This window comes from Vreelandella sp. L-25 (assembly GCF_056857535.1).
On sequence record NZ_JBSXNH010000092.1, the window covers coordinates 1 to 24,336 of the forward strand.

The following is a 24,336-nucleotide window of genomic DNA, read 5'->3' on the forward strand; positions in this document are numbered from 1 at the left end:
AGCGCTGCAAGGCGTTGAGCTAACGTGTACTAATGGCCCGTGAGGCTTGACCCTATAACACCCAAGGGGTCTGGTCGCAGTGATAACGAAAACCGGATACGCAGCAGCAAGCCAAGGCGCTTGCTGACAAGAGACGATCACAAAACACGTCAATGACGCCCAGCATGATATGCATTACCCGTTACGCCTGACGACCATAGCGAGCGTGAACCACTTGATCCCATGCCGAACTCAGCAGTGAAACCGCTTAGCGCCGATGGTAGTGTGGGGTCTCCCCATGCGAGAGTAGGTCATCGTCAGGCACTTATACCGCAAAAAACCCAGCCAAACGGCTGGGTTTTTTGTTGCGCCGAAGAAAATCCCCGAACACAGTATGTTCGGGGCTTTTTGCTGTGGGCATGCTCCGTCCGGGGGGATCGGCAATAAAAAGCCGCCCGTTAGGGGCGGCTAAATAGGTTACTAAACGATTAGCGGTGGTACTGTTTCTCGCGTTCAGGCTGCCATAGAATGGCGTCTACCCGTAAACGGGTTGCCTGTTGGTTAGGCAGTGGCCAATCGATAGTATCGCCTACCTTCACACCTAAAAGACTAGCACCGATGGGGGCCATAATGGAGATGGCATCTTCGGTGTTACCGAGAGAGTGCGGGTAAACCAGTGTACGTACCATCTGCTGATTACGGGTGAGATCGGTAAACTGAATTTGGCTATTCATGCTCACAACGTTATCAGGAATCTCTTCGGGATTGACTATTTCCCCGTGACTAAGCTCATCTTGTAACAGCTCGGCCACCATTTGATCCTTTTCAGTCGCTGCATCAATCAGGCGCTGCAAGCGGTCTGCATCAAGTCGATTGATTATAAGGGGAGGTCGCTGCCCCATGATGCTCTCCTTGGCAAACGCAGTAGCAAAAGGCTGGTTGCGTCGTTATACAAATGGTATTGAATGACATAAAAAAAGCCCTCTCCATAAAGAAAGGACTGTCGAGATATCAAGCTAGTAGTGTACGACACTTCGAACGAAAAGACGACGCGCTTAGAGTGAGGTGCGCATAAAGTGCTATGATGCAGGCCGCTACGCGAGCAAGCTGTTATATCGCGTTTATGGGTTGCAGATTATGTTAGAGGTGAAAGGTGAGTGACACGGTACCCACGTCATGGCTTGTTTACTGCCGGCCAGGTTTTGAACACGATGCGTTGGCAGAGATGCAGCACCATGCGAAGCAACAGGGGGTTCCCTGTGAGCCGATGCAAGGTGAAGGCTGGGTAAGTTTAACGCGCCATGATGGCGAGGCGATAAATGATTTACACCGTCAGGCAGCCTTTAAACGGCTCATATTTGCGAGGCAAAGTTTAGCAGCGCTGCCCGCGTTGACCCTGTCTCGGGATGATCGGCTTACGGCGATTTTAGATCAGGTCAAAGCAAGCCGCTGGAGCTTTGAAGAAATTTGGCACGAAACGCCGGATACTAATGATGGCAAAGCGCTAGCCGGATTAATTAAAGCGCTGACAAAACCTCTTCAGAGTATGTTGAAAAAGCGTGGTGCATTACGGGGTAAGGCGGGGGCTCGCCGCTTGCATATTTTTTGGACAGACGGTGATCGTGTGCAGCTAGGCATGAGCTTTCCCGATAACCGCAGTGAGTTAATTAACGGAATTCGTCGCCTGCGTTTTCCATCCAGAGCACCTAGCCGTTCAACGTTGAAGCTCGAAGAAGCCTGGCACGAGTTTATCCCCCGAGGAGAGTGGGACGAGCGCCTAGCTACGCATATGCAGGCGGCTGATTTAGGCGCAGCGCCAGGTGGCTGGACATGGCAGCTTGTGCAGCGTGGTATGTATGTCTATGCCATCGATAACGGCCCAATGGACAAACAGCTCATGGCCACCGGGCAGATCGATCACCTACGTGAAGATGGCTTTACCTGGGAGCCGCCCCAGCGTTTGGACTGGCTGGTGTGTGACATCGTCGACAAGCCAGTACGGGTCTTGGCCATGGTTGAGCGCTGGCTGACGCGCAAGTGGTGCCGGGAGGCCATTTTTAACCTCAAGCTGCCGATGAAAAAGCGCTGGGATGAAGTAACTCGCTGTTTGACAACGCTAGAAGAAGCGTTAGCGACAGCGGGCGTAGGGGCCACTATTCGTTGTCGCCACCTCTACCATGATCGGGAAGAGGTGACGGTATACGTTAGGCTGGCTCACTAACCTGGCAGGTATCCGCCGCTGGGCTAGTAGCCTGGCTCATAAATGCGGATGGTTTCGTCTTCGGTAAGTAGCGGTAAAATACGCTGCATTGCCATGGCGCGCTCTTCACTGGCGTGCCACTCTTTCCAAGCGCGCAAGTCGCGCCATTTGGTAATCATTAAACGGCGGTCTGTGTGGCCAAGCTCAACCAAGGTTTCACCACCAACGAAGCCTCTAACGCCCAGTGACACACGCATTGCTTCGCGCGCTGCTTGTTCATATTCGTCCTCTAAACCGGGCATAATGCGCCGTTCAATGATGATTTTTATCATAGTGTCTGTTTCCTAACCGAGAGAGTCGATGACTGATAATACCGATGACCACAACGCGTTTGACGCTGAACTAGATACCACCGGGCTGTATTGCCCTGAGCCTATTATGCTGATGCATAATAAAGTCCGTGATATGACAGCAGGCCAAGTATTGAAGGTCGTGGCAACCGACCCTGCGACTACGCGCGATGTGCCAAAATTTTGTCAATTTTTAGGGCACGAGCTGATAGATAAAAATATCGCAGACGATCAGTACGTCTACTTTATCCGCTTAGCGTGATCTTGTGGAGCCAAAGCAAGGCGCTCAACGACTAAGGGTGTAGCGCCTTGCCTATTATCGCTAAGCATGATCACTACTCGGCACTACCATCATGGCGAGTGCCTCAAGCGTGGCTGGATCCTCTTCCAGAATGCGATTAGCAATATGGCGTTGGAAGAAATAGACGGTTTGATGCCGAGAATGCGCGTCGTACAAGCACTTGTCGCCCAGTAAAATGGGGGTCATGGTGGCTTTTTGCTCGTCTGCCACCATCGCTTCTATGCTGCCATCACTATACAGCCGCCATCCGTACACAGGCTTCATGTGCCATGGCGCATTAGGGTGGTTCATGCAGAGTGCATGTGTGCCCAAAGTATCAGGAAGCTGTTGAATCAGCGTAATTTCGCTAGAAGCCTCATACTCAAAATAGCTGGCAGCGGCGTTTAGCTCATCATACTTATGGTCAGGGGGAAGCTCGAAAATTTCGTCGGTTTCAGGGTCTCGGTAGCCGACGAAGAAACCACTTTCATGGCTATCCAGCTCATGGCAGGCCGCCAGCGACTCCATCCAAGGAACAAGCCCCACAACGTTGCCATCTTCCCTAAGCCCCCAGGCAAGAATGGGCAGGCCGTAGTAGGTGTCGGGACTCGCAGCGAGCTGGTAGACCATCTCTAAGCCATCTAGCTCTGGTGCTAAACGAACTAAACACTTTCGCGCCTGCTGACGCTGACGCACGGTTTCCAGGTCGATGACCTGGGCAGAGCGAGTTGACAGGGGTGCGCCCATGGTGTCCCTCCTTGTACTGCGTGGTCACGACATTGGCAGACAGTGAACACCGCCTGCCGCTACCTTCACCAATAGCACAGCTTGAGCGCGAGGTTAAGCGTAAACATGATTTTTAATCGACATCACAGGCAGAAAATGCCGCTTTTAGTTGCTGGCGCTCCTCCAAAGCATTCTGAAATTGTAGTCAAGGTGCCTCAGGGTTACTCACTCATAGAGAGCCACGAAGTTTGATAGGCCGTAATAGCCTCAGGGGAGGAAATAGGGTGAACGTCAATTAATTGATTGACGTGGGTCAGCCACTGTTCAGACTGCTGCGCCAGGCTTGATCGGCGCTGTGATCACCACATCCCACCAGAAATAGGCTCGCCGAAGCGGCTAGCCACTTGCCGTAACGTTGCTTGGGGGGCATGGATTACTCCTGTTGGCTGATCGTTTTTAATCGCCAAGCCAGCAATATAGCGGCTGTGCTGAGACCAGCAATCAGCCCAATCCAGTAACCGTGTACACCCATTGGTTCAGACACACCTCCCAAGCCATAGGTTCCTAACCAGTGGCCGCCCCCTAAGCCCACAATCCAATAAGAGAGCACGGTAATGACCATGACAATGCGCGTGTCTTTGTAGCCTCGTAAGGCCCCTGCTAAATTTACCTGCAGAGAATCCGACAGCTGAAAAATAACCGCTAGCGCGATAATAGTTAATGCTAATGCCTGAATCTCAGTATTTGATGTGTATAGCGAAATCACTGTTGGGGCCGTAAACCACAATAGCGTGCTATTGATCGCCGCAACAATGACGCTAATCGTAATGCCATTCCAGGCAACTTTACGTGCCATGGCTAAGCGTCGCTGGCCCAGCGTATTACCTACTCGAACGGTCAACGCCATGCTTAACGACATGGGCAGCATAAACAGAATGGTGGTGTAACTGAGGGCGATTTGGTGCGCACCTACAGTAACTTCTCCAAAGCTGGCTATAAAAAGCGCGATCAGAGTAAATAGAGTGACTTCAACAAAAATCGCGACGCCGATAGGCACACCCACCACCACAAGTTCACGAATGCCCGCCCATTGTGGCGGCGTAAGCTGCTCCCAAAGTGAAACGCTGCGGTAGGTGTTTCCGCGCCTTGTATAAAGCGCCATCGCGATGGCCATTGTCCACATCGAAATAGCGGTGGCAATACCGCAGCCAAAAGCCCCCAGCGCCGGTAGCTGTTGCAAGCTATTAGGGATGCCAGTACCCAATAGGTTGACTAGGCCATCACCACCGTAAATGAGCAAATAGTTAAAGGGGATGTTAACGGCAAGGCCCACAAGGCTGATCCAGAGAGCAGGGCGAGTATGATTCATGCCATCTGAAAAGGCGCGTAACGCTTGAAAAAGCGCGATCCCAGGCATTCCAAAAGCAACGGCGCTTAGATAAGCCGCCGACTCCTGTGCAACACCAGGAGGAACGTTCATCAGTTCAAAAATAGGTGTAACGGCGACCCATAATAAACCAGCGGCAGTGATGCCTAATGCCAACGCCACCCAAAGGGCTTGATGTACGGCTGGGCGTATATCGTTATTGCGCTGGCCGCCTAATAAGTGCGCCACGATCGGCGTTAGCCCCATCAGCGTGCCGGTCATAAACAGCATCAGCGGCATCCATAAGCTTGAGCCCACTGATACGGCGGCTAAGTCCGTTGCGTTGTGTCTACCTGTCATCATGACATCGACAACGCTCATGCCCGCCTGGGCTAGCTGAGCGCCGCAAATAGGCAAGGCCAGCGCAACAAGTGTGCGAGTTTCTGGCCAATAGATGGATTTGATATCGCTAGTAAAGCCGCCCAAGGTATGGCTCCCCTTTAGCCAAGAGACCTAAGAAAGGCCGATAGAGTAGCAGGAGTCGCTGCGCTTTGCTGTCTCCTCTTTAGCTGGCTAAGCCACAGCGGGTATACTGCGCGAAATGCATGGGAAAAGTGGCAATATGGTGATTGAAGAGCAAGAGCGTTGGACCCTGGGCGATATTATGGCGCTGTTTGATGGCGTCTTTGCGGCGCATTACCAGACGCGTTTGATAAAAGGAGGCGATGAGCCGCTGTATCGACCAGCCACCGATCAAACGCCTTATCATCAGGTCATTTTTGCGCGTGGTTACTTTGCCAGTGCGCTACATGAAATCAGCCATTGGTGTATTGCGGGTAAAGAAAGGCGACTGTTAGAAGATTATGGCTATTGGTACTTGCCCGATGGCCGTAACGCCCAAGAGCAGCAAGCATTCGAAAATGCTGAAATTGCTCCTCAGGCGCTGGAACAGCTATTCACCCAGGCCTGCGGGCGTACCTTCCACGTGAGCGTGGATAACCTAGGGGGCGAAGTAGAGGTAGATCGAGATGCCTTTGCGCAGAGAGTCGCTGCCCGGGCGCAGCGCTATTTAGCAGAAGGGTTGCCGCAACGCGCCAATGCGTTTTACTTAGCCTTGGCGCGCTACTATCAGCAGGGCGATACGTTGGAACAGGCAATAGCCGCAGGCAGAGCGCTGCTAGCAGCCACTGAAGTTAGCGCTTAATCTTTTTCATTAAGCTGTTGGTGCAACGTGAGCATCACCTTAACTTCGTGCTCTGGACGCATTGGCTCTAAGCCCAAGTCGTTAAACATCTCGCTACGTAGGCGGTGCCATTCACTAGAGCTGATCTGATCGTAAAGTACCCCTGCGGGTGCCAGCTCTACAAAAGGGTCCAGGCCGTAGGTGTCAAACAAACGCGCCAGCGCGGCCTCATCTTCGCCGTTATCGCTGGTGTATAGCGTGGCAGAGAAGTGGTCGTTCTCTAATTCACGAATCACATCTAGAGGGCTGACGCCTAGGCTCTCTAACTCCTCAATGCTGTAAGCGCCCATCACATTGCTATCTTCGGTGATCCAGCTGTCGTCCGGCTGGATCAGCGTTTGTTTGATTCGTCCGTCGGGTAACGACCACGCAATAGAGAGCGGCAAGCCATTATCTTCGCCTATTTCAATGGCAATAAATCCAGGATAGTCAGCCACGCAGTTGCTCCTTTTAAGCGTCCGCTTCAATTCGGAAAAAACGCTGGGCGGTGCGAGTGGTCGCCACGCCAAGCTCGGTATCACTCACGTCATGCCAGCGGGCTATTTCTTTAACAATCCAGGGCAGTAGCGCTGGTTCGTGGCGGCGTCCCTTCAATTTAGCAGGCAAATTGCGGGGCAGTAGGTAAGGGCAGTCGGTTTCCACCATCAGGCGGTCTAGCGGTATATCGCGCACCATGTCGCGCAGGTGATGGCCTCTGCGCTCATCGCATATCCAGCCTGTCAAACCAATGTGCAGATCTAAATCAAGATAGCCATGCAGCGTCTCTTGGTCTGCCGTAAAGCAGTGTATAACCGCTTGGCTAATATCATTTCGCCAACTGCGCAGTATGTCTTGCATTCGCTTGCCAGCATCCCGCTCATGCAAAAACAGCGGCAGGCCGCTTTCTGCTGACAGAGCCAACTGCGCCTCGAACGCACGCTCCTGCTGCTCTGGGGTTGAAAAGTTGCGATTAAAATCTAACCCGCACTCGCCAACCGCCACGACCTTCGGCATACGGTAAAGCTGCCGCATTTCTTGGGCGACCGTGTCGTTCCACCCACTGGCATCATGGGGATGAACGCCCGCCGTTGCGTAGATCCCCGCGTACTGCTGCGCCATCTGCACGGCCTGCTTAGCATGGGCGACATCGGTGCCGGTCACGATAAGCGTCGTGACATTGGCTGCCTTGGCCCGCGCCAGCACGTCACCCAGGTCGCGCTGAAAACTTTCGTGGGTCAAATTCGCGCCAATATCCACTAAAGGCGTCGAAGGGCGAAATTGCAGTGCTTCGGGTAAAAACGTATCGGCCTCAGTGCTTGCCAAACTGTATTCCTCCGCCATGTGTCATTAACGCTATTGTAACGCTGGCGGCCCACAACCACTAATGCTCCTACCGTTCACACACAGTACGAATGGCACGAATTGCAAAAAAACTGGCTTGTTAGGGAAAGGCTGCACACATCCCGCCACAGCTGTCTGGCGGCCGTCGGCGGGGTAAAATCTATTCGCCTTGCCACCACCTGACCGAGCCACCCGATGAATCAGATCTCTTTCGCCCAGGCAGAACACCAGAACAAGAAAAAGGTGACCCGCCGCGAGCGGTTCCTGGCCCAGATGGAGGTGCTGGTGCCTTGGCAACGGCTCATCGACGCGCTGGTCAGAAAGCGACCGCTGATGCAGTGAAAGTGCCATTATGAGCGTTTCAGCCGCTTAGAGACGAATTGATCAGCGGTTCCTTAAACACCGCTTTATAGTCGTGATCCTTCTATGACGTTAGCACGTTGTCTCGCTTGGCTCTACAAGGGTGCATCGTAATTTGGATGCATGCGTTACACTGTGCGCCTCACGACGAAGGAGGACACTGCGTGACCCTGTTACGACTCGAACAGCTGCAACTCGCTTACGGCACCCAAGTACTGCTTAACCGCGCCGACCTAACGGTTGAAAGAGGCGAGCGGCTGGCGCTGGTCGGGCGCAATGGCACCGGTAAATCCACGCTACTAAAGCTGGTGGCGGGCGATATTCAGGCCGACGACGGCTCCATCTGGCGTGCGCCGGGCTTGAAAATTGGCGTGCTGGCCCAGGAATTGCCTGAATCCTCGGGCATGACGATTTTTGATATGGTGGCTCAAGGCCTGCCCGAAGCGGGCGAGCTGCTGTCTGAATATCAGCACCTCATCAACGACCCAGACCCGGATATGAACCGCATGGCGACGCTGCAAACGCGTCTTGAAGCCATTGACGGCTGGTCGTTTCATCAGCGTATCGACGTGGTGTTAACCCGGTTGGGTCTGCCGCCAGAAGCCGAGATGAGCGCGCTGTCCGGTGGCTGGCGTCGTCGTGTAGCGCTGGCCCGCGCGCTAGTGTCAGAGCCTGACCTGTTACTTCTTGATGAGCCCACCAACCACCTGGATCTTGATACCATTGCGTGGTTGGAAGAACAGCTACTTGCCTTTAATGGCGCCGTATTGCTCATTACCCACGATCGGGCGTTTTTGTCGAAACTCGCTACTAACATCCTTGAGCTGGATCGCGGCAAACTCGGGCGCTACCCCGGAAACTACGCTGAATACCAGGCGCGCAAACAGCATGAGCTGGAAGTGGAAGCCCGTGAGAACGCCGAGTTCGATAAAAAACTCGCCCAAGAAGAAGCTTGGATACGCCAAGGTATTAAAGCGCGCCGCACCCGTAATGAAGGCCGGGTCCGCGCGCTAGAGGCCATGCGTAATGAGCGTAGTCAACGCCGCGAGCGGCAGGGAACAGCCAACCTAACCGTGGATAGCGGAGAGCGGACCGGTAAGCGCGTGGTAGAGCTGAAAGGCGTTACCCAGCGTTTTGGCGACGATATCATACTACGCAACGTTAATTTGGAGGTGATGCGTGGCGACAGGATCGGTTTCCTGGGGCGCAACGGTGCCGGAAAAACCACGCTGCTAAAAATCCTGCTCGGAGAGTTGGCGCCCACCGAAGGCAGCGTGCAGCTAGGCACGAACCTAAAGGTTGCTTACTTCGACCAGCTGCGCGCCGGGCTAGAGCTGGAAAAAACGGTTTATGACAACGTAGCCCAGGGGAGTGATCGCGTCAGCGTGGGCGGTAAAGACCGCCATGTGATGAGCTATCTGCAGGATTTCTTGTTCACCCCAGATCGCGTGCGTCAGCCAGTGAAAGCGCTATCCGGGGGCGAGTCCAATCGCCTGCTGTTAGCCAAGCTGTTTACTCAGCCTGCTAACGTACTGGTGCTGGATGAGCCCACCAACGACCTAGACATGGAAACGTTGGAGCTGCTTGAAGAGCTGCTGTTAGATTTTGATGGCACGCTGCTTCTGGTTTCCCACGACCGAACCTTCATGGATAACGTGGTGACCAGCATGCTGGCCTTCGAAGGTGAAGGGCGCGTGCGTGAATACGTGGGCGGCTATACCGACTGGATTCGCCAGGGCGGTAAGTTACCCCCTGCACCGTGGGAAGGTGCTGCACGCCAGCACACAGAACCCACCAGCGAGGCCGTTAAAAAAGCTGCGCCAGCCCCAGCGGCTGAACCGGCCAAAAAAGCTGTTAAGCTCTCCTACAAGCTGCAGCGTGAGCTGGATGCTTTGCCCGCCGAGATTGAACGCTTAGAGAGCGAAGTGGCGTCGCTTGAACAGGCGGTTGGCGACCCGGCGTTTTATCAGCAGGAGGCCACCGCTGTGACGGCTAAACTGCAAGCGCTAGAGAAGGTTCAGCAGGCGCTGGAAGTGGCGATGGAGCGTTGGATGGAGCTTGAAGCAATGGCCAATGGCGAATAGCTAGCGCTGTTATATGCTAAAGGCCCCGGGTGGGGCCTTTACCGTTAAAAAAGCTATTCGTCGCTTTTTTCACCTTTTTTGCCCACACGAACGGCTAAAACGTCGCACTGAGCGCCGCGTAATACGCCAGTAGAGGTGGAGCCAAGCAGCAAAGCAAAGCCGTGACGGCCATGGGAGCCGACCACGATGAGGTCAACGCCGTGCTCTTCGGCAAAGCGGTGAATCTCCGTGTCCGGCATACCTACCACTACATGCTGGTCAGCAGCCTCGACGTGAGGCGCGGCGATCTCCGCTAAGCGCTTCTTGGCATGCTCATCTAGCTGGTCCTGGATGCTGGTAAGATCCATAGGAATATCGCCGCCGTAGGCGAATCCCAAGGGTTCCAGAGTGTGCATGATCGAAATTTTCGCGCCGTTGTTGCGCTCGGCAATCGCCACCGCACGCTCAAGGATTTTGTGAGAGTCTTTGGTTAAGTCGACGGCGACCAGGATATGGCGATAGCTCATGGCGTATCTCCTTGGTGATGTGGCACACAGAAAGGCTCTTGTTCGATACCTTTACTTTAGGTCTGAAAATGAATCTTAACAACGACCTAGGTCATAGTTTTTAAATATTGCGAGTTGAGTTTGACGAAAAGAGGGTAAGCGTTGCAATGGAATGGTTGATCATCGTTTTTATTCTGATGTTTGTGATTGCGCCAGTCATGTGGTTAAAACCAAGCCCGCGCCAAAAGCGCCAGATGGCGCTGCGCTCCTGCGCAGCGCGTCAGGGGGTGGCGGTCAAAATGGCCAAACCACCTCTACATCATTTTAGAGGCACGATGCCCGCGTATCGCTGGCACTACCCGCAACAGGCGCCTGGGCCTGATTTTGTACTGGTACGTGACTCCAACGCTAGTGACGCTTTGGAGCCTTTTCACGCGGGTTGGCGCTGGCGCATTGCGCCGCTGCGTCCCTTGCCCGATGTGGCCAGCACACACTTACGAACTCTGTTAGAGCGTCTGCCCCAGGATGCGTTGGTATTGGAATCTAACGCCCATTCGCTGACGCTATGGTGGTGGGAATCACAAACCGCCGAGCGGTTTACGCGCTATTTGGCGGATATCGAACCTCTCAAGAAGGCGTTGAGCGGCCTTTCAGACCACCCACCTGCCAAACCGCTAGCGCCAGATGGCGTGGAACAAAGAAACGTCTAACGATTAGGCTGTGGGGCTATCTTGATCCCTTGTCTGAATCGCCAGACCGTTGGATTCGATCAGCGCAAGCCACTTATCCAACTGGTCCAGGTCCTGTTCGCTCAAGCCTGCTAGCATCTCCTGACGCGCAGCCAGTACCACACTATCGATCTGCTCCAGGAGCGGTATGGCGGCTGGAGTAAGGTAGAGCCGTTTGCTGCGTCGATCGTCATCGCAGGCGCGACGCTCGACCAGACCTTGCGCCTCCAACTGTCCTAAAGTACGCACCAGCGACGGCGCCTCGACACCGATCGCGCGCGCCAAATCACACTGAGGATTGCCTTCCCCCAGTTTCCAAAGATGGTACAGAGTCACCCACCGGGTTTGGGTCAGCCCTAATGGTGCCAGCCTGCGATCGAGGATCGAGCGCCACAGATGGGGCAAACGAGCAATACGAAAACCAATTGTTGATGCCATAGGTAACTAACTGCCGAAAAGTGTAAGTGAACGAATTGTCATAAGCTGCGTCGCTGAATGCAAGGTGTTCTGCTACTCCGGCTCTGATGAGTCGCTTTGAGTGCCGTTCTTTCCAGGGATAAAACGACGTAAATTAAGCGCGCTCAGCCCGCTAGGCTGAATGGTGCTATCGGCGACGGTTGCCTTGTCAGCATCTGCCGATACAGTAAACCGAATTAGGCCCAGCCGCTGGCCACCGTCCGTCATAATATCGACCCGCCACTCCCCCGATGGGTCTTCGGGGAAGTTCTGCTTGTGGCTCCATGCGCGGTAGCCTTGTTCGCGCCCGCCGTTAATCGCAAGCTCCACAGTGTCCATTTCTGCACCGTTATGATGCCACGCATGGTAGATAGTTTCGCTTAACCCCCGGGGGGCGCGAATGGCGGTATACACATACAGCCCATTACTGCGGATAGCATCAGGCGTCAATGCCATGGTGCCTTGAGGTGTGCGCTGCTGTATATCAAACGCTGGGGATAGCGCTGTGCTGGTCATCCAGAGGCTAGCGGGCGGTACCCACACGCGACCAAGCCATGCCCCATAAGCCAGCACCACGGTTAGTGCAAAAAAGCCTAGCCAGCGCGCGAGGGAGCGCTTTTTCAATAAATGCCAAAAGCTAGGTAGAGCCACTAAAACAGTTAATACCAATGCTAGCAGTAGGCTCTGTCCCGTGGTGAGGTGCACCATGATGGGCAGAATGACCAGTAGTACCAAGAACACACACTGGGCATGAAACATAAAATAGAGACTGCGCCAGCGCCCAGCGAGCTTGTAGTAGAGCGGATCGATAATCGACCACACGGCCATGCCAATCACCAACAGCGCGAACAGCGCTTGGCCGCTGTTCCACACGGTGGTCACCAGAATAAACGGCAAGGTAAAAAACAGCGTCTCCTGGTGAATCATTTGAGCGATAAAAGCGGTAATGCCTTTCGGCAGCGTCGGATGACCGCGATGGGCCAGCCAGCGGCCAATCAAACTTTCGGATAGTAGCAGTAGCCAAGCAAACAGCAGCCCCAGTGCTAGAACAGCCCCCAGCCACTGTTGGCGATCAACGAGGAAAAAGCTGCCTAATCCGGCTGCAAACGCCATGGGCGGCCAGAGCCAACTCCAGGGCTTTAGGCGCTCTACGATCCTTTCGACGCGCCCTTGCAGTGCTTCCATGCGGGCGGGAGTTAAGAGTGTCCCCATAGCGTTAAAAACTCGTCAATGAAACGTATATGATCGTTGGGATAGCGGGTAAAGTCGATGTGATACGCCATTATGCGCTTAAAAAGCGTAAGAAATGTGTGCATTTAGAAAGGTGTCTATCAAGCAAGCGGATTAGCCAAAAGTCAGGGCTTGACGTACTGGCGTAACTCAACCAAGCTAAGGCAATCAAACGACCGTATGAAATGCGTGGCAGGCTCGTCAACGGCGTGCCAGCCCGAACTTGTGGAGAGAGCGCGCATGATCTATCAAGGCAATGCCATCACGGTGGAGCGTCGTGACACCCTGGGTGGCAATGACATCGCAATTCTCACTTTCGATTTGAAAGATGAGTCCGTCAATAAGCTATCCAGCGCCGTTATGGCAGAGCTGGGCAATGCGGTAAAAGCGATTCAGGCCGAAAGTGGTTTGAAAGGGCTGATGATACGCAGTGGCAAAGACGCCTTTATCGTCGGCGCCGACATCACCGAATTTCACAGCCTGTTCGACAAGGGCGAAGAGTATCTGGTGGAGATGAACCTCAAGGTTCACGACATCTTCAATGCGATTGAGGACCTGCCTTTCCCCACCGTGACGGCGATCAACGGGTTGGCGCTGGGCGGCGGTTGCGAAGTGCTGCTGACCACCGATTTCCGCGTGATGAGCGAGAAGGCCAAAATTGGCCTGCCAGAAACCAAGCTGGGCATTCTGCCGGGTTGGGGTGGCTGCGTGCGCCTGCCGCGCCTGATAGGTGCCGATAACGCCGTTGAGTGGATTGCGGGTGGCACTGAAAACCGCGCAGATGCAGCACTTAAAGTGGGTGCTGTGGATGCGGCTGTTGCCCACGAACAGTTGGAAGAGGCGGCACTGGATATCCTCGACCGCGCCAATGCAGGCGAATTGGATTATCACGCTCGTCGCGAAGAGAAAAAATCACCGCTCAAACTCAACGCCATCGAACAAATGATGGCGTTCGAAACCGCTAAAGGATACGTCGCTGGCAAAGCGGGCCCGCACTATCCCGCCCCGGTTGAAGCCATCAAAGTGATTCAAAAGGGCGCCGGTGAGACCCGCGCCCGCGCGCAGGCCATTGAAGCCAAGTCGTTCGCCAAGCTCGCGCTGAGCAGCGTTGCCTTCAACTTGGTAGGTCTGTTCATTAACGACCAAGTCGTTAAAAAGAAAGGCAGCAAGTACGAGAAGCAGGCGCAGCCAGTCAAGCAAACCGCCGTGTTGGGTGCTGGCATCATGGGCGGGGGTATCGCCTACCAGAGTGCCAGCAAGGGTACGCCGATCCTGATGAAAGACATCAAGGACGATGCCATCGAGCTAGGCCTGAAAGAGGCGCGCAAGCTGTTCTCTAAACAGGTAGAGCGTAAAAAGCTCACCACCGAGCAGATGGCCGAAAAACTCTCTAACATCCGTCCAACGCTCTCTTACGGCGATTTCGGTAATGTCGATTTGGTCGTAGAAGCGGTGGTCGAGAACCCCAACGTCAAAGACGCCGTGTTGACCGAAGTAGAAGACAAGGTAAGTGAGAACACGATTCTAACTTCCAACACGTCGACCATTTCGATTAACCGTCTGGCTAAGAACCTGAAGCGCCCGGAAAACTTCTGTGGCATGCACTTCTTCAACCCCGTGCACCGCATGCCGCTGGTGGAAGTCATTCGTGGCGAGAAAACCTCGGACGCCGCCGTTGCCGCAACCGTGGCTTATGCCCGGGCCATGGGTAAAACCCCCATCGTGGTGAATGACTGCCCTGGGTTCCTGGTCAACCGTGTGCTTTTCCCTTACTTCGGTGGCTTTAGCTTCCTGGTCGAGCAGGGTGCCGACTTCCAGCGCGTCGATAAAGTCATGGAGAAGTTTGGCTGGCCCATGGGCCCGGCGTACCTGCTGGATGTCGTCGGCATGGATACCGCCGTGCACGCCAACGAGGTGATGGCCGAAGGCTTCCCGGATCGTATGGCACGTGAAGGCAAAACCGCTATTCAAGTGATGTACGATAACAAGCGCCTGGGTCAGAAGAACGACAAAGGCTTCTACGCCTACGAAGAAGATAAGAAGGGTAAGCCTAAGAAAGTCAGCGACGAGCAGGCTTACGCACTAGTAAAAGAAGTGGTGAAAGAGCAAAAAGAGTTTTCGGATGAGGACATCATTGCTCGCATGATGGTGCCGCTGTGCCTTGAGACTGTGCGTTGCTTGGAAGATGGCATTGTCGATACGCCCGCAGAAGCCGATATGGCGCTGATTTACGGCATTGGCTTCCCTCCCTTCCGTGGCGGTGCGCTGCGCTACATCGACGCGCTGGGCGTAGCCGAGTTTGTTGCGCTGGCCGACCGTTTAGCACAAGAGCTGGGGCCGCTTTATGCACCCACCGAGAAGCTGCGTGCTATGGCACAGAATAACGAGCAGTTCTACGCTGGCACCACTGCAAACGCTCAGGCCTAAGTCACCACCCACAGGAGAAATAAGATGAGTTTGAATCCGAGAGATATCGTGGTGGTTGACGGTGTTCGTACCGCCATGGCGAAAGCGAAAAACGGCGCCTTCCGCAACGTGCGTGCCGAAAACCTCTCCGCTGCCGTGATGCAGGCGCTGTTTACCCGAAACCCTAATCTGGATCCGTCGGAAGTAGACGACGTGATCTGGGGGTGCGTCAATCAGACACTAGAGCAGTCCATGAACATCGCTCGCAACGCGGCGATCATGACCGGTATTCCTCGTACGGTGCCTGCCCAAACGGTGAACCGCCTCTGCGGCTCTTCGATGACCGCACTGCATATTGCTGCTGCAAACATTAAGGCGGGCATGGGTGATTTTTACGTGATCGGCGGTGTTGAGCACATGGAGCACGTTCCCATGGCCCACGGGGTTGATGTTAACCCGGCCGCCAGCAAGTACGCTGCCAAAGCAGCCATGATGATGGGGCTCACGGCGGAACTGCTGGGTAAAATGCACGGTATTTCCCGCGAAGATCAGGACAAGTTCGGTGTCCGTTCGCATCAACGTGCACAAGCGGCGATGGAGAAGGGCTACTTCGACAATGAGATCATCGGCATTGAAGGCCACGACCAGCGTGGCTTTAAAGTGCTGGTGAAAAACGACGAAGTCATCCGCGCCGACGCCAGTCTTGAGTCCATGGCGAACCTGAAGCCAGTGTTTGACCCTCGTAACGGTACCGTTACTGCAGGTACCTCCTCGGCGCTGTCGGTGGGTGCGTCTGCCATGGCCGTGATGAGCTACGAGCGTGCCCAGGCGCTGGGGCTGGAGCCGATTGCCAAAGTGCTCTCAACCGGTGTCGCAGGCTGCGATGCATCTATTATGGGGTATGGTCCGGTACCCGCGTCCAAGAAAGCCTTGAAAGCGGCTGGCTTGTCTGCAGCGGATATTCAAACCGTCGAGCTGAACGAGGCATTTGCCGCGCAGGGGCTGCCGGTGTTGAAAGACCTCGGCTTCCTGGACGCCATGGACGAAAAAGTGAACCTGCATGGCGGTGCCATCGCCTTGGGTCACCCGTTAGGCTGCTCCGGGTCGCGCATTTGCACGACGCTGCTGAACGTCATGCAGCAGCGCGATACCACCCTGGGCCTAGCCACCATGTGTATTGGCATGGGGCAAGGGGTTGCCACGGTGTTCGAGCGTTTGAAGTAATACGCGCTCTTCCCCGTAATGAAAACGGCACCCTGAGCGGTGCCGTTTTTTGTTTCAAGACGTTAAAACAATCCGTTGTCCAACCCAGCAGCAAGGGTCATGCCCAGCTCTTCGGCTTGGCTGATAAACGCCTCTTGCCACTCGCCGCGAAAAATCAGAGGGTCCTGCACCCACCGCCAGCGTAGTCCCGTAACGATACTTTCCACTGCCCGACGAGTGCCCGTGCCGTCATGGCCCGCGCGAATATAAAGCGCGCAGGGCAGGCCCTGCTTCTCTTCTAGTACGCCGTAGTAGCTACGGTCGAAAAAGTCCTTTAGCGCGCCGCTCATGGTGCCTAGGTTTTCGGTAGTGCCCAATACGATACCGTCACAATCGAGGATGTCCGTCGGTCCTGCGTCGAAAGGCGTTTTGACGATGCACGTCACTGACTCAATATCCTCATGTTCTGCACCTCGCTGTACGGCCTCGCTCAAGACGCGGGTATTGATGGAGGGGGAGTGAGCGACGATTAATAAGCGTTTCATGAGGATGTCTTCAGGCAATTGGCGGTGTGTTCAAGAGGTGCCACACTGACAGCACTTAATGACACAGCCTAGAGGTCTTAGGGCAAACCAATCAAACGCTTTAAAACCGCGTATGGGATAGGGTGTTCCGTGTTGAACGATCAAAAAGGGAATCGCGTCATGCGTCAGCAGGCCAAAATGATAGGGATCGCCAGTCTTTGTTCATTAACGCTGTTGTTGGCAGGGTGTGCGGGTCAACCAAGTGCCCCAGCCCGTAACGACAGCCGTTCAGCTCCTGCCGCGAGCAGTGAAGAGATAGTTCCTGCTGCAGCCGCATCGAACTATCAACCCGTCAGAATGGCACAGGCGGAAGATTGGGCACCCCCGCTGCAGGCGAGCCCGGAAGAGGACGCCGCTTACTATGTGAGCCGGTTATCCGACCGCCGTTTTGTCAGCCAGTATGGTGGGCCCGATAACCCAAGACCCTGGTATATCGCAGCCGAGCGTCTGGGCGAAATAGGTATGCCTGCCGTTCCGCTGCTGTTTGCCCGCCTCAATACCGAGGACCAGTACGAACTTATGCTGGTGCTCTACGCATTGCAGTTAGCCACACAAGACCCGCTCGTGACCTTCCAAACCGGCGGCGAAGCCGTTCAACTGCCGACGGTACTGGACCCAAGCGCCAATGGGGAAAATCGGCGCATTGCTCAGCAGTGGTGGGAGCGCTATGCGACACAGTTGGAGTTGCGCTAACACATTCGCTACATTGACCCTTGCCCCTTATTTCGCTGATTAGGAGAGCTCTATGGCATTTGCACTATCTAGCATGCAAGTCACCAGCACGGCCTTTGGTAACCATCAAGCGATTCCTGCCAAGCACACGGGTGAGGGCGACGATGTTTCCCCTGCGCTCGCTTGGCAAGGGGCTCCGGAAGGCACCAAAGGGTTTGCGGTGATCTGCCACGACCCTGATGCCCCGCTGGTGAAAGAGGGCAGCTACGGGTTTGTGCACTGGGTGCTTTACAACCTGCCGGGGGATATCACCTCGCTGGATGAAAACACCACGCTAGGCACGTTGGGTATGGCTGATTTTGGTAAACCTGGCTACGGCGGGCCCATGCCCCCAGAAGGCCACGGCAGCCACCTTTACTATTTCTGGGTGCTGGCGCTGGATGAACAAACAATGCTGCCGGAAGGACTTACGTTGCCTGAACTATTGAGCGCCGTTGAGCCTCACTTGTTAGGCATGAACCGTCTCGTCGGCACCTACGAGCGCGCCTGATTTACCTCCCCAGGCTGGAGCATTCCGCTGAAGCCGTGTAGGCTCCGTCGCTTGCTAATGTTTGTGTGATTGTCTGCTGCGATGGAGCCTTTGATGAGTGATATGCCCAACTGTCCTGCTTGCGCCTCTGAGTTTACCTATGACGATGGCATTCAATACGTTTGCCCAGAGTGTGGTAATGAATGGTCTAAGGACGGCGAATCAAGCGAAGTGGAGGCGGGCTCAGGCATCCGTGACGCAAACGGCAATATGCTGGCTGATGGTGACACCGTCACTGTAATTAAAGATCTCAAAGTGAAAGGCAGCTCCTCCGTTGTGAAAGTGGGTACCAAAGTGAAGAATATTCGCTTAGTAGACGGTGACCATGATATCGACTGCAAAGTCGATGGGATTGGCCCCATGAAGCTGAAGTCCATCTTTGTCAAAAAAGCTTAGCATCGAGCTAAGATCATCCTAGTTCCCTCTCCAAGCCTGCGATGAATCTCGTGGGCTTTATTTTTCGAGCTGTCATAGCTTCTCTAAATGATAATGATTGGCTTTTTTGATGTTATCAGCCGCGAACGTGCTAAGAAGTCGCGCTATTTGATAAGGATTTTGCAGAAGGGCTTCACATCAAATTTATACAGTACTAAAATGGTACTCAATTAACGGGTAAGCCAACGGCTCGCCCTAACGTGATGGAAAACGGGAGTGACTATGCTCAAGCTTTCTCGGCTGACAGATTATGCCGCTGTGGTGATGGCACAAATTGCCCGTCATCCCCAGGCGTCGCATGCGGCGGCTGACTTAGCAGAAGCGGTTCAATTGCCCCATCCCACGGTGAGCAAAACCCTTAAGATGCTGGTGAAAGCAGGGCTTTTGGAGTCGCAGCGCGGTGCCCAAGGCGGTTACCGTCTAGCGCGGCCAGCGTCGCACATCACGGCAGCTGATATTATCAGTGCCATTGAAGGCCCCGTCGCGATGACAGAGTGCAGCCAAGCGGAAGGCGGCTGTGAACTGGTCGCCACTTGTGGCGTAGCAGATAACTGGCAGCGGGTATCGTTGGCTATTCGCACGCTGCTTGAAAGCGTTACGCTTGCTCACTTGGCGGACACCGCGCCCATCAAGCTACCCGTACAGTTACCGATTCAAAGTATTAGCCTATCGGCGGCATCGGCTTAAACCGTTAGGCAATTTAACCCTATTCACGGCGAGCTAACCTCGCCACCCAACTGCCCGGAGGGTATCACCATGGCAAGCGAAGAAATGGAACAGTTGGTTCGTCGCGAGTACAAAGATGGCTTTGTAACCGATATTGAAAGCGACACACTGCCACCTGGCCTGGATGAAAACACCATCGCCTTCATCTCCAAGAAGAAAGGCGAGCCGGAGTGGATGCTGGAGTGGCGCCTGGACGCTTACCGTCAGTGGTTAAAGATGGAAGAGCCGTCCTGGGCACACCTGAACTATCCGCCCATCGATTACCAAGAGATCTCCTATTTCAGTGCGCCCAAACGTCCTGAAGATCGCCCTCAGAGCTTGGATGAAGTCGATCCTAAACTGCTGGAAACCTACGAAAAACTGGGTATCCCTCTGCATGAGCGCGCAGCTCTGGCGGGTGTAGCCGTCGATGCGGTTTTCGACTCCGTCTCTGTCGCGACGACCTTCAAAAAAGAGCTGGCGGAAGCGGGCGTTATTTTCTGCTCCATTTCCGAAGCGATTCGTGACTACCCGGATTTGATCAAGCAGTACCTGGGTACGGTAGTGCCCGTGGCTGATAACTATTTTGCTGCGCTAAACTCCGCCGTGTTCACTGATGGCTCGTTCGTCTTTGTACCGGAAGGCGTAAAGTGCCCGATGGAGCTCTCGACTTACTTCCGCATCAACGCGGCCAATACGGGCCAGTTCGAGCGCACGCTGATCATCTGCGAGGATCGTGCCGAGGTCTCCTACCTGGAAGGCTGCACCGCACCCATGCGCGATGAAAACCAGTTGCACGCTGCCGTGGTCGAACTGGTTGCATTGGACGATGCCTACATCAAGTACTCCACCGTTCAGAACTGGTATCCCGGTGATGAAGAGGGTAAGGGCGGCATCTATAACTTCGTGACCAAGCGCGGAGACTGCCGTGGTGAGCGTTCGCGCATCAGCTGGACGCAGGTAGAAACTGGCTCTGCAATTACCTGGAAATACCCCTCTTGCGTGCTGCGCGGTAAAGACAGCATCGGTGAGTTCTACTCTGTTGCAGTAACGAACGGTCGCCAGCAGGCGGATACCGGCACCAAGATGATTCACATTGGTGAAGGTACACGCTCCTATATCGTTGCCAAAGGTATTTCAGCGGGTAAGAGCGACCAGTCTTACCGTGGCTTGGTCAAAATTGGGCCGCGTGCCAAGGGCGCGCGTAACTTTACCCAGTGCGATTCGCTGCTGATTGGCGACAAGTGTGGTGCCCATACGTTCCCCTATCAGGAAATTGGCAACAGCACCGCGACCATTGAGCACGAAGCCACCACCTCTAAAATCGGTGAGGATCAGCTCTTCTACTGCCAGAGCCGCGGTATCTCAGAAGAAGATGCGGTCAGCATGATTGTGAATGGCTTCTGTAAAGATGTTTTCCAAGAGTTGCCGATGGAGTTCGCGGTGGAAGCGGAAGCACTGCTCAATGTCACTCTGGAAGGCGCGGTGGGCTAACCGCTTCGGCACCCAACTTATTTTTAGGGCGTCGCACTCGCGACCCGCAAGTATTTAAAAGGCGATCACTATGTTGCAAGTTAACGATTTACACGTCACCGTCGAAGGTAAAGAGATTCTGAAAGGCCTGACGCTCACCATTAATGCTGGTGAAGTGCACGCCATCATGGGCCCCAACGGCGCGGGTAAGTCCACGTTGTCAGCGGTTATTGCTGGTAAAGATGGCTACGAAGTGACCCAAGGCAGCATCACGTTTGAAGGCAAGGACGTGCTGGAAATGGAAATCGAAGAGCGCGCCCAAGCAGGCCTGCTGCTAGGTTTCCAGTATCCGGTGGAAATCCCAGGGGTAAAAAACATTTACCTGCTGAAGTCTGCGCTTAACGCTCAGCGCGCTGCGCGTGGTGAAGGCGAAATGCCCGCGCCGGAATTCATGAAGCTGGTCAAAGAGAAGCTCGGCTTTATGAAAATGGATGCCAGCTTCCTGCAGCGTGCAGTGAACGAAGGCTTCTCCGGCGGCGAGAAAAAGCGTAACGAAATCCTGCAGATGTTGGTACTACAGCCGAAGCTGGCCATGCTGGATGAAATCGACTCTGGCCTCGATATCGACGCCATGAAAGTCGTCGCGGACGGTGTGAACAGCCTGCGTGCCGAAGAGCGCGCCATTCTGTTGGTCACCCACTACCAGCGCCTGCTGGACTACATCGTGCCGGACAAAGTTCACGTTCTGGTCGATGGCCGTATTGTCAAAACCGGCGATGCCGAGCTTGCCAAAGAGCTAGAGGCCAACGGTTACGAAGGCATTGAGGAGTCCGTGGCATGAGCGATACCCAAACCTTTCTGGACACGCTAGCGGCGCGCAGTCAGCAGCGCGCTGGAGAGCCTACCTGGATCGCCGCTCGCCGCCAGGCGGGCGCGGCTCGCTTCGAAGCAATGGGCTTCCCGACCCGCCGCGACGAAGAGTGGAAGTACACCGACGTGCGCGCCATCGCCCAGGGCAACTTTGCCTTGGCAGAGAACGCCGAGTTCTCTCAGGCCCAGGCGGCTGCCCTCACGCTGCCCCTGGATGCTTACCGGCTGACGTTCGTGGACGGTGTGTTTTCGGCAGCGCTATCGGACCTCGATGCGCTTCCCGACAGCGTTCAGGTGATGCCGCTCTCTAAGGCACTGGCCGAGAACCATGAAGCCGTGGGCGGCCCGCTGGGGCGTTTAACCGGGGTCGATTTCTCCACGTTCGCCGCTTTAAATACCGCCTTTATGGAAGAGGGCGCAGTGGTGCGCATCGCGCCGGGCACCGTCGTCGAAAAGCCCATTTTGCTGCAGTTCCTGTCTCGTGCGGGGACGCCGGTGATGAGCCATCCGCGCATTTTGGTCGAAGCCGCTGGGCGTAGCGAAGCTACCCTCATTGAGCACTACGTGGGTGAGGCGGATGCCGCCAACTTTACCAACGTCGTGGCAGAGCTAATGCTGGACCGTGGGGCAATTTTGAACCACTACAAGCTCCAGGAAGCACCCATTGGTGACCTGCACGTAGCGAGCATTCACGTCGAGCAGAACCGCGACAGCCGCTACACCTCGTACAACCTGAATTTGGGTGGCGCGCTGGTGCGCAACGACCTGGTCAGTGACTTGAACGGTCAGGGCGCTGAAACGAACTTCTACGGCCTGTTCTTTGGCCAGGGTCGCCAGCACGTGGATAACCACACTAAGGTGAACCACAACGCGCCACTGACGTTCTCGAACGAGAACTACAAAGGCATTCTGGATGATCGCGCTCACGGTGTCTTCAATGGCAAAGTGTACGTGAAGCGCGATAGTCAGAAGATTGAAGGCTTCCAGAGCAACCAGAACCTGCTGCTGTCAGATCGCGCGCAAATCGACGCAAAACCCGAGCTCGAAATCTACGCCGACGACGTGAAGTGCTCCCACGGCACCACCACCGGTCAGTTGGACGAGGATGCGATCTACGCACTGCGTACCCGGGGTATCGACGAAGCCACGGCACGTGGCCTGTTAACCCTCGCCTTCGCTGGTGAAGTACTTGAGCAAGTGGCGCTTGATGCTATTGCCGAGCGCGTTGAGCTGGCGGTAGCCGGTAAACTGCCTGAGCGTTTCAATCTCGCCGGACTGGTTGAAGCGGCGGCTGCGCTCAACGATTAATCAAGGAGTCATCAATGCCCCATAGCGTGATTGAGAAGCCTACCGAGCGCAGCGTTGCGGCCTATGACGTTGAAGCGCTACGCCGCGACTTCCCGATTTTGAATCGTGAGGTTCACGGCAAGCCGCTGGTGTATTTGGATAATGCCGCCACCAGCCAAACGCCGCAGCAGGTGATTGACGTGTTTAGCGATTACTACTCGCGCTACAACGCCAATATTCACCGCGGCTTGCATACGCTCGCCGATGAAGCGACGGCAGCCTTTGAAGCCTCGCGTCATCGTGTTAAAGCGTTTCTCAATGCCGAAGATGCCCGCCAAATCATCTTCACGCGGGGCACCACTGAAGCGATCAATTTAGTGGCCCAAAGCTGGGGCCGCAGCCAGCTAAGTGCCGGGGACGAAGTGCTGATCTCGATGTTGGAGCACCACTCCAACATCGTTCCCTGGCAACTGCTGGCGGCGGAGCGCGGCTTCACGATCAAGGTCATCCCAGTGGACGCGCACGGGGCGCTCGATATGCAGGCGTATCGTGAACTCTTGAGTGAGCGCACGAAACTGGTGGCGGTGAATCACGTCTCTAACGCACTGGGTACGATTAACCCCGTGAAAGAGATGGCAGCGCTGGCGCATCAGCATGGCGCGCTCATCTTGGTGGATGGCGCCCAAGCGACGCCGCATCAGCAGGTGGACGTTCAATCTATCGATGCGGATTTCTATGCGTTTTCAGGCCATAAAGTGTACGGCCCAACGGGTGTTGGCGTGCTATATGGCAAGCAGGCGTTGCTAGAGGTCATGCCGCCTTGGCAGGGTGGCGGTGAAATGATCAAAACCGTTTCCTTTGATGCAGGTACCACCTTTGCAGATATTCCGCATAAATTTGAAGCGGGTACTCCCGCCATTGCCGAAGTGATTGCGCTTGGCCGTGCGCTTGAGTGGATGGAGGGCGTTGGCGTTGAGGCGATTGGTGCGTGGGAAGCCGTGCTGCTCAACCATGCAACTCAGGCGGTGAGTGGCATTGAGGGCCTGCGGATATTAGGCACTGCGCCGCATAAAGCGGGCGTGCTCTCCTTCGTTGTTGAAGGTGCGCACTCGCAGGATATTGGTCTGCTGATTGACCAGCTGGGTGTAGCAATTCGTACCGGGCACCACTGCGCCCAGCCGCTGCTGCATCACTTTGGCGTTGAGGCGACCTGTCGTGCATCGTTTGCTGCGTACAATACCCTTGATGAAGTAGACACGTTTGTGGCAGCGCTCAACCGTGTGATTGGAATGGTACGCTAAGGAC

General features: G+C 55.0%; 25 protein-coding genes, 1 rRNA gene and 1 pseudogene. 17 read left to right on the forward strand and 10 right to left on the reverse strand.

Features of this window, described 5'->3' with window-relative positions; translation table 11 throughout:
- Nucleotides 1–186 precede the first annotated feature (186 nt).
- Nucleotides 187–302 (forward strand): 5S ribosomal RNA (gene rrf / locus AC13CN_RS16740).
- A gap of 165 nt (nucleotides 303–467) precedes the next feature.
- Here the strand turns inward: rrf and rnk are convergent.
- Nucleotides 468–881 (reverse strand): nucleoside diphosphate kinase regulator, encoded by a 414-nt coding sequence (gene rnk / locus AC13CN_RS16745; protein ID WP_054641084.1) that lies wholly within the window; start codon nucleotides 879–881, stop codon nucleotides 468–470.
- A 251-nt stretch (nucleotides 882–1,132) separates the two neighbouring features.
- Here rnk and rlmM point away from each other — a divergent pair, with 251 nt between their 5' ends.
- On the forward strand, nucleotides 1,133–2,200 hold the full coding sequence (rlmM, locus tag AC13CN_RS16750; protein ID WP_058577831.1) for a 23S rRNA (cytidine(2498)-2'-O)-methyltransferase RlmM: 1,068 nt from the start codon (nucleotides 1,133–1,135) through the stop codon (nucleotides 2,198–2,200).
- A gap of 23 nt (nucleotides 2,201–2,223) precedes the next feature.
- On the opposite strand, the gene AC13CN_RS16755 is transcribed toward rlmM, so the two are convergent.
- Nucleotides 2,224–2,511 carry an antibiotic biosynthesis monooxygenase family protein gene (locus AC13CN_RS16755; protein ID WP_044629788.1) on the reverse strand — a complete coding sequence of 96 codons (288 nt, stop codon included), beginning with the start codon at nucleotides 2,509–2,511 and terminating at the stop codon, nucleotides 2,224–2,226.
- A gap of 28 nt (nucleotides 2,512–2,539) precedes the next feature.
- Between AC13CN_RS16755 and tusA the strand changes: the two genes are divergently transcribed.
- Nucleotides 2,540–2,791, forward strand: a complete 252-nt coding sequence (gene tusA, locus AC13CN_RS16760; RefSeq protein ID WP_044629787.1) for a sulfurtransferase TusA — start codon at nucleotides 2,540–2,542, stop codon at nucleotides 2,789–2,791.
- 60 nt (nucleotides 2,792–2,851) lie between these two features.
- Here the strand turns inward: tusA and AC13CN_RS16765 are convergent, their stop codons facing one another.
- Both AC13CN_RS16765 and AC13CN_RS16770 read right to left on the reverse strand, forming a co-directional pair.
- Nucleotides 2,852–3,556 (reverse strand): hypothetical protein, encoded by a 705-nt coding sequence (locus AC13CN_RS16765; RefSeq protein WP_044629786.1) that lies wholly within the window; start codon nucleotides 3,554–3,556, stop codon nucleotides 2,852–2,854.
- Between the two features lie 412 nt (nucleotides 3,557–3,968).
- On the reverse strand, nucleotides 3,969–5,387 hold the full coding sequence (locus AC13CN_RS16770) for an MATE family efflux transporter (RefSeq protein ID WP_054645066.1): 1,419 nt from the start codon (nucleotides 5,385–5,387) through the stop codon (nucleotides 3,969–3,971).
- A 136-nt stretch (nucleotides 5,388–5,523) separates the two neighbouring features.
- On the opposite strand from AC13CN_RS16770, the gene AC13CN_RS16775 reads away from it, so the two are divergent.
- Complete coding sequence (locus AC13CN_RS16775) at nucleotides 5,524–6,105, forward strand: elongation factor P hydroxylase (RefSeq protein ID WP_058577833.1); 582 nt, start codon at nucleotides 5,524–5,526, stop codon at nucleotides 6,103–6,105.
- On the opposite strand, the gene AC13CN_RS16780 is transcribed toward AC13CN_RS16775, so the two are convergent.
- A complete protein-coding gene (locus AC13CN_RS16780) occupies nucleotides 6,102–6,581 on the reverse strand; it encodes a hypothetical protein (RefSeq protein ID WP_044629783.1) in 480 nt (159 codons plus the stop codon). The two genes, AC13CN_RS16775 and AC13CN_RS16780, sit on opposite strands and share 4 nt — an antisense overlap.
- 13 nt (nucleotides 6,582–6,594) lie before the next feature.
- Nucleotides 6,595–7,446 carry a TatD family hydrolase gene (locus tag AC13CN_RS16785; protein WP_233420306.1) on the reverse strand — a complete coding sequence of 284 codons (852 nt, stop codon included), beginning with the start codon at nucleotides 7,444–7,446 and terminating at the stop codon, nucleotides 6,595–6,597.
- A gap of 213 nt (nucleotides 7,447–7,659) precedes the next feature.
- Here AC13CN_RS16785 and AC13CN_RS16790 point away from each other — a divergent pair.
- Together AC13CN_RS16790 and AC13CN_RS16795 are read left to right on the forward strand one after the other, a co-directional pair.
- Nucleotides 7,660–7,779, forward strand: a pseudogene (locus AC13CN_RS16790) (IS5/IS1182 family transposase); the annotation flags it as partial.
- A gap of 209 nt (nucleotides 7,780–7,988) precedes the next feature.
- Nucleotides 7,989–9,908, forward strand: coding sequence for an ATP-binding cassette domain-containing protein (locus AC13CN_RS16795; RefSeq protein ID WP_062362010.1), 1,920 nt, complete (start codon nucleotides 7,989–7,991; stop codon nucleotides 9,906–9,908).
- Between the two features lie 53 nt (nucleotides 9,909–9,961).
- Here AC13CN_RS16795 and AC13CN_RS16800 read toward each other — a convergent pair whose 3' ends face one another.
- Complete coding sequence (locus AC13CN_RS16800) at nucleotides 9,962–10,414, reverse strand: universal stress protein (protein WP_062362015.1); 453 nt, start codon at nucleotides 10,412–10,414, stop codon at nucleotides 9,962–9,964.
- A 146-nt stretch (nucleotides 10,415–10,560) separates the two neighbouring features.
- On the opposite strand from AC13CN_RS16800, the gene AC13CN_RS16805 reads away from it, so the two are divergent.
- Nucleotides 10,561–11,103: a hypothetical protein gene (locus tag AC13CN_RS16805; protein ID WP_058577842.1), complete on the forward strand. Its 543-nt coding sequence runs from the start codon at nucleotides 10,561–10,563 to the stop codon at nucleotides 11,101–11,103.
- Nucleotides 11,104–11,106: 3 nt separating this feature from the next.
- On the opposite strand, the gene slyA is transcribed toward AC13CN_RS16805, so the two are convergent.
- Nucleotides 11,107–11,559, reverse strand: a complete 453-nt coding sequence (slyA, locus tag AC13CN_RS16810) for a transcriptional regulator SlyA (RefSeq protein ID WP_054641086.1) — start codon at nucleotides 11,557–11,559, stop codon at nucleotides 11,107–11,109.
- Between the two features lie 72 nt (nucleotides 11,560–11,631).
- A complete protein-coding gene (locus AC13CN_RS16815; protein ID WP_062362018.1) occupies nucleotides 11,632–12,789 on the reverse strand; it encodes a DUF5924 family protein in 1,158 nt (385 codons plus the stop codon).
- A gap of 258 nt (nucleotides 12,790–13,047) precedes the next feature.
- Between AC13CN_RS16815 and fadB the strand changes: the two genes are divergently transcribed.
- Together fadB and fadA are read left to right on the forward strand one after the other, a co-directional pair.
- Nucleotides 13,048–15,234 carry a fatty acid oxidation complex subunit alpha FadB gene (gene fadB, locus AC13CN_RS16820; protein ID WP_062362021.1) on the forward strand — a complete coding sequence of 729 codons (2,187 nt, stop codon included), beginning with the start codon at nucleotides 13,048–13,050 and terminating at the stop codon, nucleotides 15,232–15,234.
- A 24-nt stretch (nucleotides 15,235–15,258) separates the two neighbouring features.
- Nucleotides 15,259–16,437 carry an acetyl-CoA C-acyltransferase FadA gene (gene fadA, locus AC13CN_RS16825; protein ID WP_062362025.1) on the forward strand — a complete coding sequence of 393 codons (1,179 nt, stop codon included), beginning with the start codon at nucleotides 15,259–15,261 and terminating at the stop codon, nucleotides 16,435–16,437.
- A gap of 62 nt (nucleotides 16,438–16,499) precedes the next feature.
- On the opposite strand, the gene AC13CN_RS16830 is transcribed toward fadA, so the two are convergent.
- Nucleotides 16,500–16,961: a flavodoxin family protein gene (locus tag AC13CN_RS16830; protein ID WP_054641087.1), complete on the reverse strand. Its 462-nt coding sequence runs from the start codon at nucleotides 16,959–16,961 to the stop codon at nucleotides 16,500–16,502.
- A gap of 159 nt (nucleotides 16,962–17,120) precedes the next feature.
- On the opposite strand from AC13CN_RS16830, the gene AC13CN_RS16835 reads away from it, so the two are divergent.
- From AC13CN_RS16835 to AC13CN_RS16870, 8 genes are all read left to right on the forward strand, one after another.
- On the forward strand, nucleotides 17,121–17,693 hold the full coding sequence (locus AC13CN_RS16835; RefSeq protein ID WP_062362029.1) for a hypothetical protein: 573 nt from the start codon (nucleotides 17,121–17,123) through the stop codon (nucleotides 17,691–17,693).
- Between the two features lie 52 nt (nucleotides 17,694–17,745).
- Nucleotides 17,746–18,222, forward strand: a complete 477-nt coding sequence (locus tag AC13CN_RS16840) for a YbhB/YbcL family Raf kinase inhibitor-like protein (RefSeq protein WP_054641089.1) — start codon at nucleotides 17,746–17,748, stop codon at nucleotides 18,220–18,222.
- A 93-nt stretch (nucleotides 18,223–18,315) separates the two neighbouring features.
- A complete protein-coding gene (locus tag AC13CN_RS16845; protein WP_054641090.1) occupies nucleotides 18,316–18,657 on the forward strand; it encodes a zinc ribbon domain-containing protein YjdM in 342 nt (113 codons plus the stop codon).
- Between the two features lie 261 nt (nucleotides 18,658–18,918).
- Nucleotides 18,919–19,383: an SUF system Fe-S cluster assembly regulator gene (locus AC13CN_RS16850; protein ID WP_044629766.1), complete on the forward strand. Its 465-nt coding sequence runs from the start codon at nucleotides 18,919–18,921 to the stop codon at nucleotides 19,381–19,383.
- 69 nt (nucleotides 19,384–19,452) lie between these two features.
- The gene (gene sufB, locus AC13CN_RS16855; RefSeq protein ID WP_253557051.1) at nucleotides 19,453–20,895 is read left to right on the forward strand and encodes a Fe-S cluster assembly protein SufB; all 1,443 of its coding nucleotides are present in this window, start codon (nucleotides 19,453–19,455) and stop codon (nucleotides 20,893–20,895) included.
- A 70-nt stretch (nucleotides 20,896–20,965) separates the two neighbouring features.
- Nucleotides 20,966–21,715, forward strand: a complete 750-nt coding sequence (gene sufC / locus AC13CN_RS16860) for a Fe-S cluster assembly ATPase SufC (RefSeq protein ID WP_044629764.1) — start codon at nucleotides 20,966–20,968, stop codon at nucleotides 21,713–21,715.
- Nucleotides 21,712–23,052 carry a Fe-S cluster assembly protein SufD gene (gene sufD / locus AC13CN_RS16865; protein ID WP_089675401.1) on the forward strand — a complete coding sequence of 447 codons (1,341 nt, stop codon included), beginning with the start codon at nucleotides 21,712–21,714 and terminating at the stop codon, nucleotides 23,050–23,052. The genes sufC and sufD overlap by 4 nt, the downstream gene beginning before the upstream one ends.
- A gap of 14 nt (nucleotides 23,053–23,066) precedes the next feature.
- Complete coding sequence (locus tag AC13CN_RS16870; RefSeq protein ID WP_137094191.1) at nucleotides 23,067–24,332, forward strand: cysteine desulfurase; 1,266 nt, start codon at nucleotides 23,067–23,069, stop codon at nucleotides 24,330–24,332.
- The last annotated feature ends 4 nt before the right edge of the window (nucleotides 24,333–24,336 follow it).

Coding starts and splice junctions, on each gene's coding strand:
- rnk (WP_054641084.1), bottom strand. CDS start 881: ATGGGGCAGCGACCTCCCCTTATAATCAATCGACTTGATGCAGACCGC.
- AC13CN_RS16755 (WP_044629788.1), bottom strand. CDS start 2,511: ATGATAAAAATCATCATTGAACGGCGCATTATGCCCGGTTTAGAGGAC.
- tusA (WP_044629787.1), top strand. CDS start 2,540: ATGACTGATAATACCGATGACCACAACGCGTTTGACGCTGAACTAGAT.
- AC13CN_RS16765 (WP_044629786.1), bottom strand. CDS start 3,556: ATGGGCGCACCCCTGTCAACTCGCTCTGCCCAGGTCATCGACCTGGAA.
- AC13CN_RS16775 (WP_058577833.1), top strand. CDS start 5,524: ATGGTGATTGAAGAGCAAGAGCGTTGGACCCTGGGCGATATTATGGCG.
- AC13CN_RS16800 (WP_062362015.1), bottom strand. CDS start 10,414: ATGAGCTATCGCCATATCCTGGTCGCCGTCGACTTAACCAAAGACTCT.
- AC13CN_RS16805 (WP_058577842.1), top strand. CDS start 10,561: ATGGAATGGTTGATCATCGTTTTTATTCTGATGTTTGTGATTGCGCCA.
- slyA (WP_054641086.1), bottom strand. CDS start 11,559: ATGGCATCAACAATTGGTTTTCGTATTGCTCGTTTGCCCCATCTGTGG.
- AC13CN_RS16815 (WP_062362018.1), bottom strand. CDS start 12,789: ATGGGGACACTCTTAACTCCCGCCCGCATGGAAGCACTGCAAGGGCGC.
- fadB (WP_062362021.1), top strand. CDS start 13,048: ATGATCTATCAAGGCAATGCCATCACGGTGGAGCGTCGTGACACCCTG.
- fadA (WP_062362025.1), top strand. CDS start 15,259: ATGAGTTTGAATCCGAGAGATATCGTGGTGGTTGACGGTGTTCGTACC.
- AC13CN_RS16830 (WP_054641087.1), bottom strand. CDS start 16,961: ATGAAACGCTTATTAATCGTCGCTCACTCCCCCTCCATCAATACCCGC.
- AC13CN_RS16835 (WP_062362029.1), top strand. CDS start 17,121: ATGCGTCAGCAGGCCAAAATGATAGGGATCGCCAGTCTTTGTTCATTA.
- AC13CN_RS16840 (WP_054641089.1), top strand. CDS start 17,746: ATGGCATTTGCACTATCTAGCATGCAAGTCACCAGCACGGCCTTTGGT.
- AC13CN_RS16845 (WP_054641090.1), top strand. CDS start 18,316: ATGAGTGATATGCCCAACTGTCCTGCTTGCGCCTCTGAGTTTACCTAT.
- AC13CN_RS16850 (WP_044629766.1), top strand. CDS start 18,919: ATGCTCAAGCTTTCTCGGCTGACAGATTATGCCGCTGTGGTGATGGCA.
- sufB (WP_253557051.1), top strand. CDS start 19,453: ATGGCAAGCGAAGAAATGGAACAGTTGGTTCGTCGCGAGTACAAAGAT.
- sufC (WP_044629764.1), top strand. CDS start 20,966: ATGTTGCAAGTTAACGATTTACACGTCACCGTCGAAGGTAAAGAGATT.
- sufD (WP_089675401.1), top strand. CDS start 21,712: ATGAGCGATACCCAAACCTTTCTGGACACGCTAGCGGCGCGCAGTCAG.
- AC13CN_RS16870 (WP_137094191.1), top strand. CDS start 23,067: ATGCCCCATAGCGTGATTGAGAAGCCTACCGAGCGCAGCGTTGCGGCC.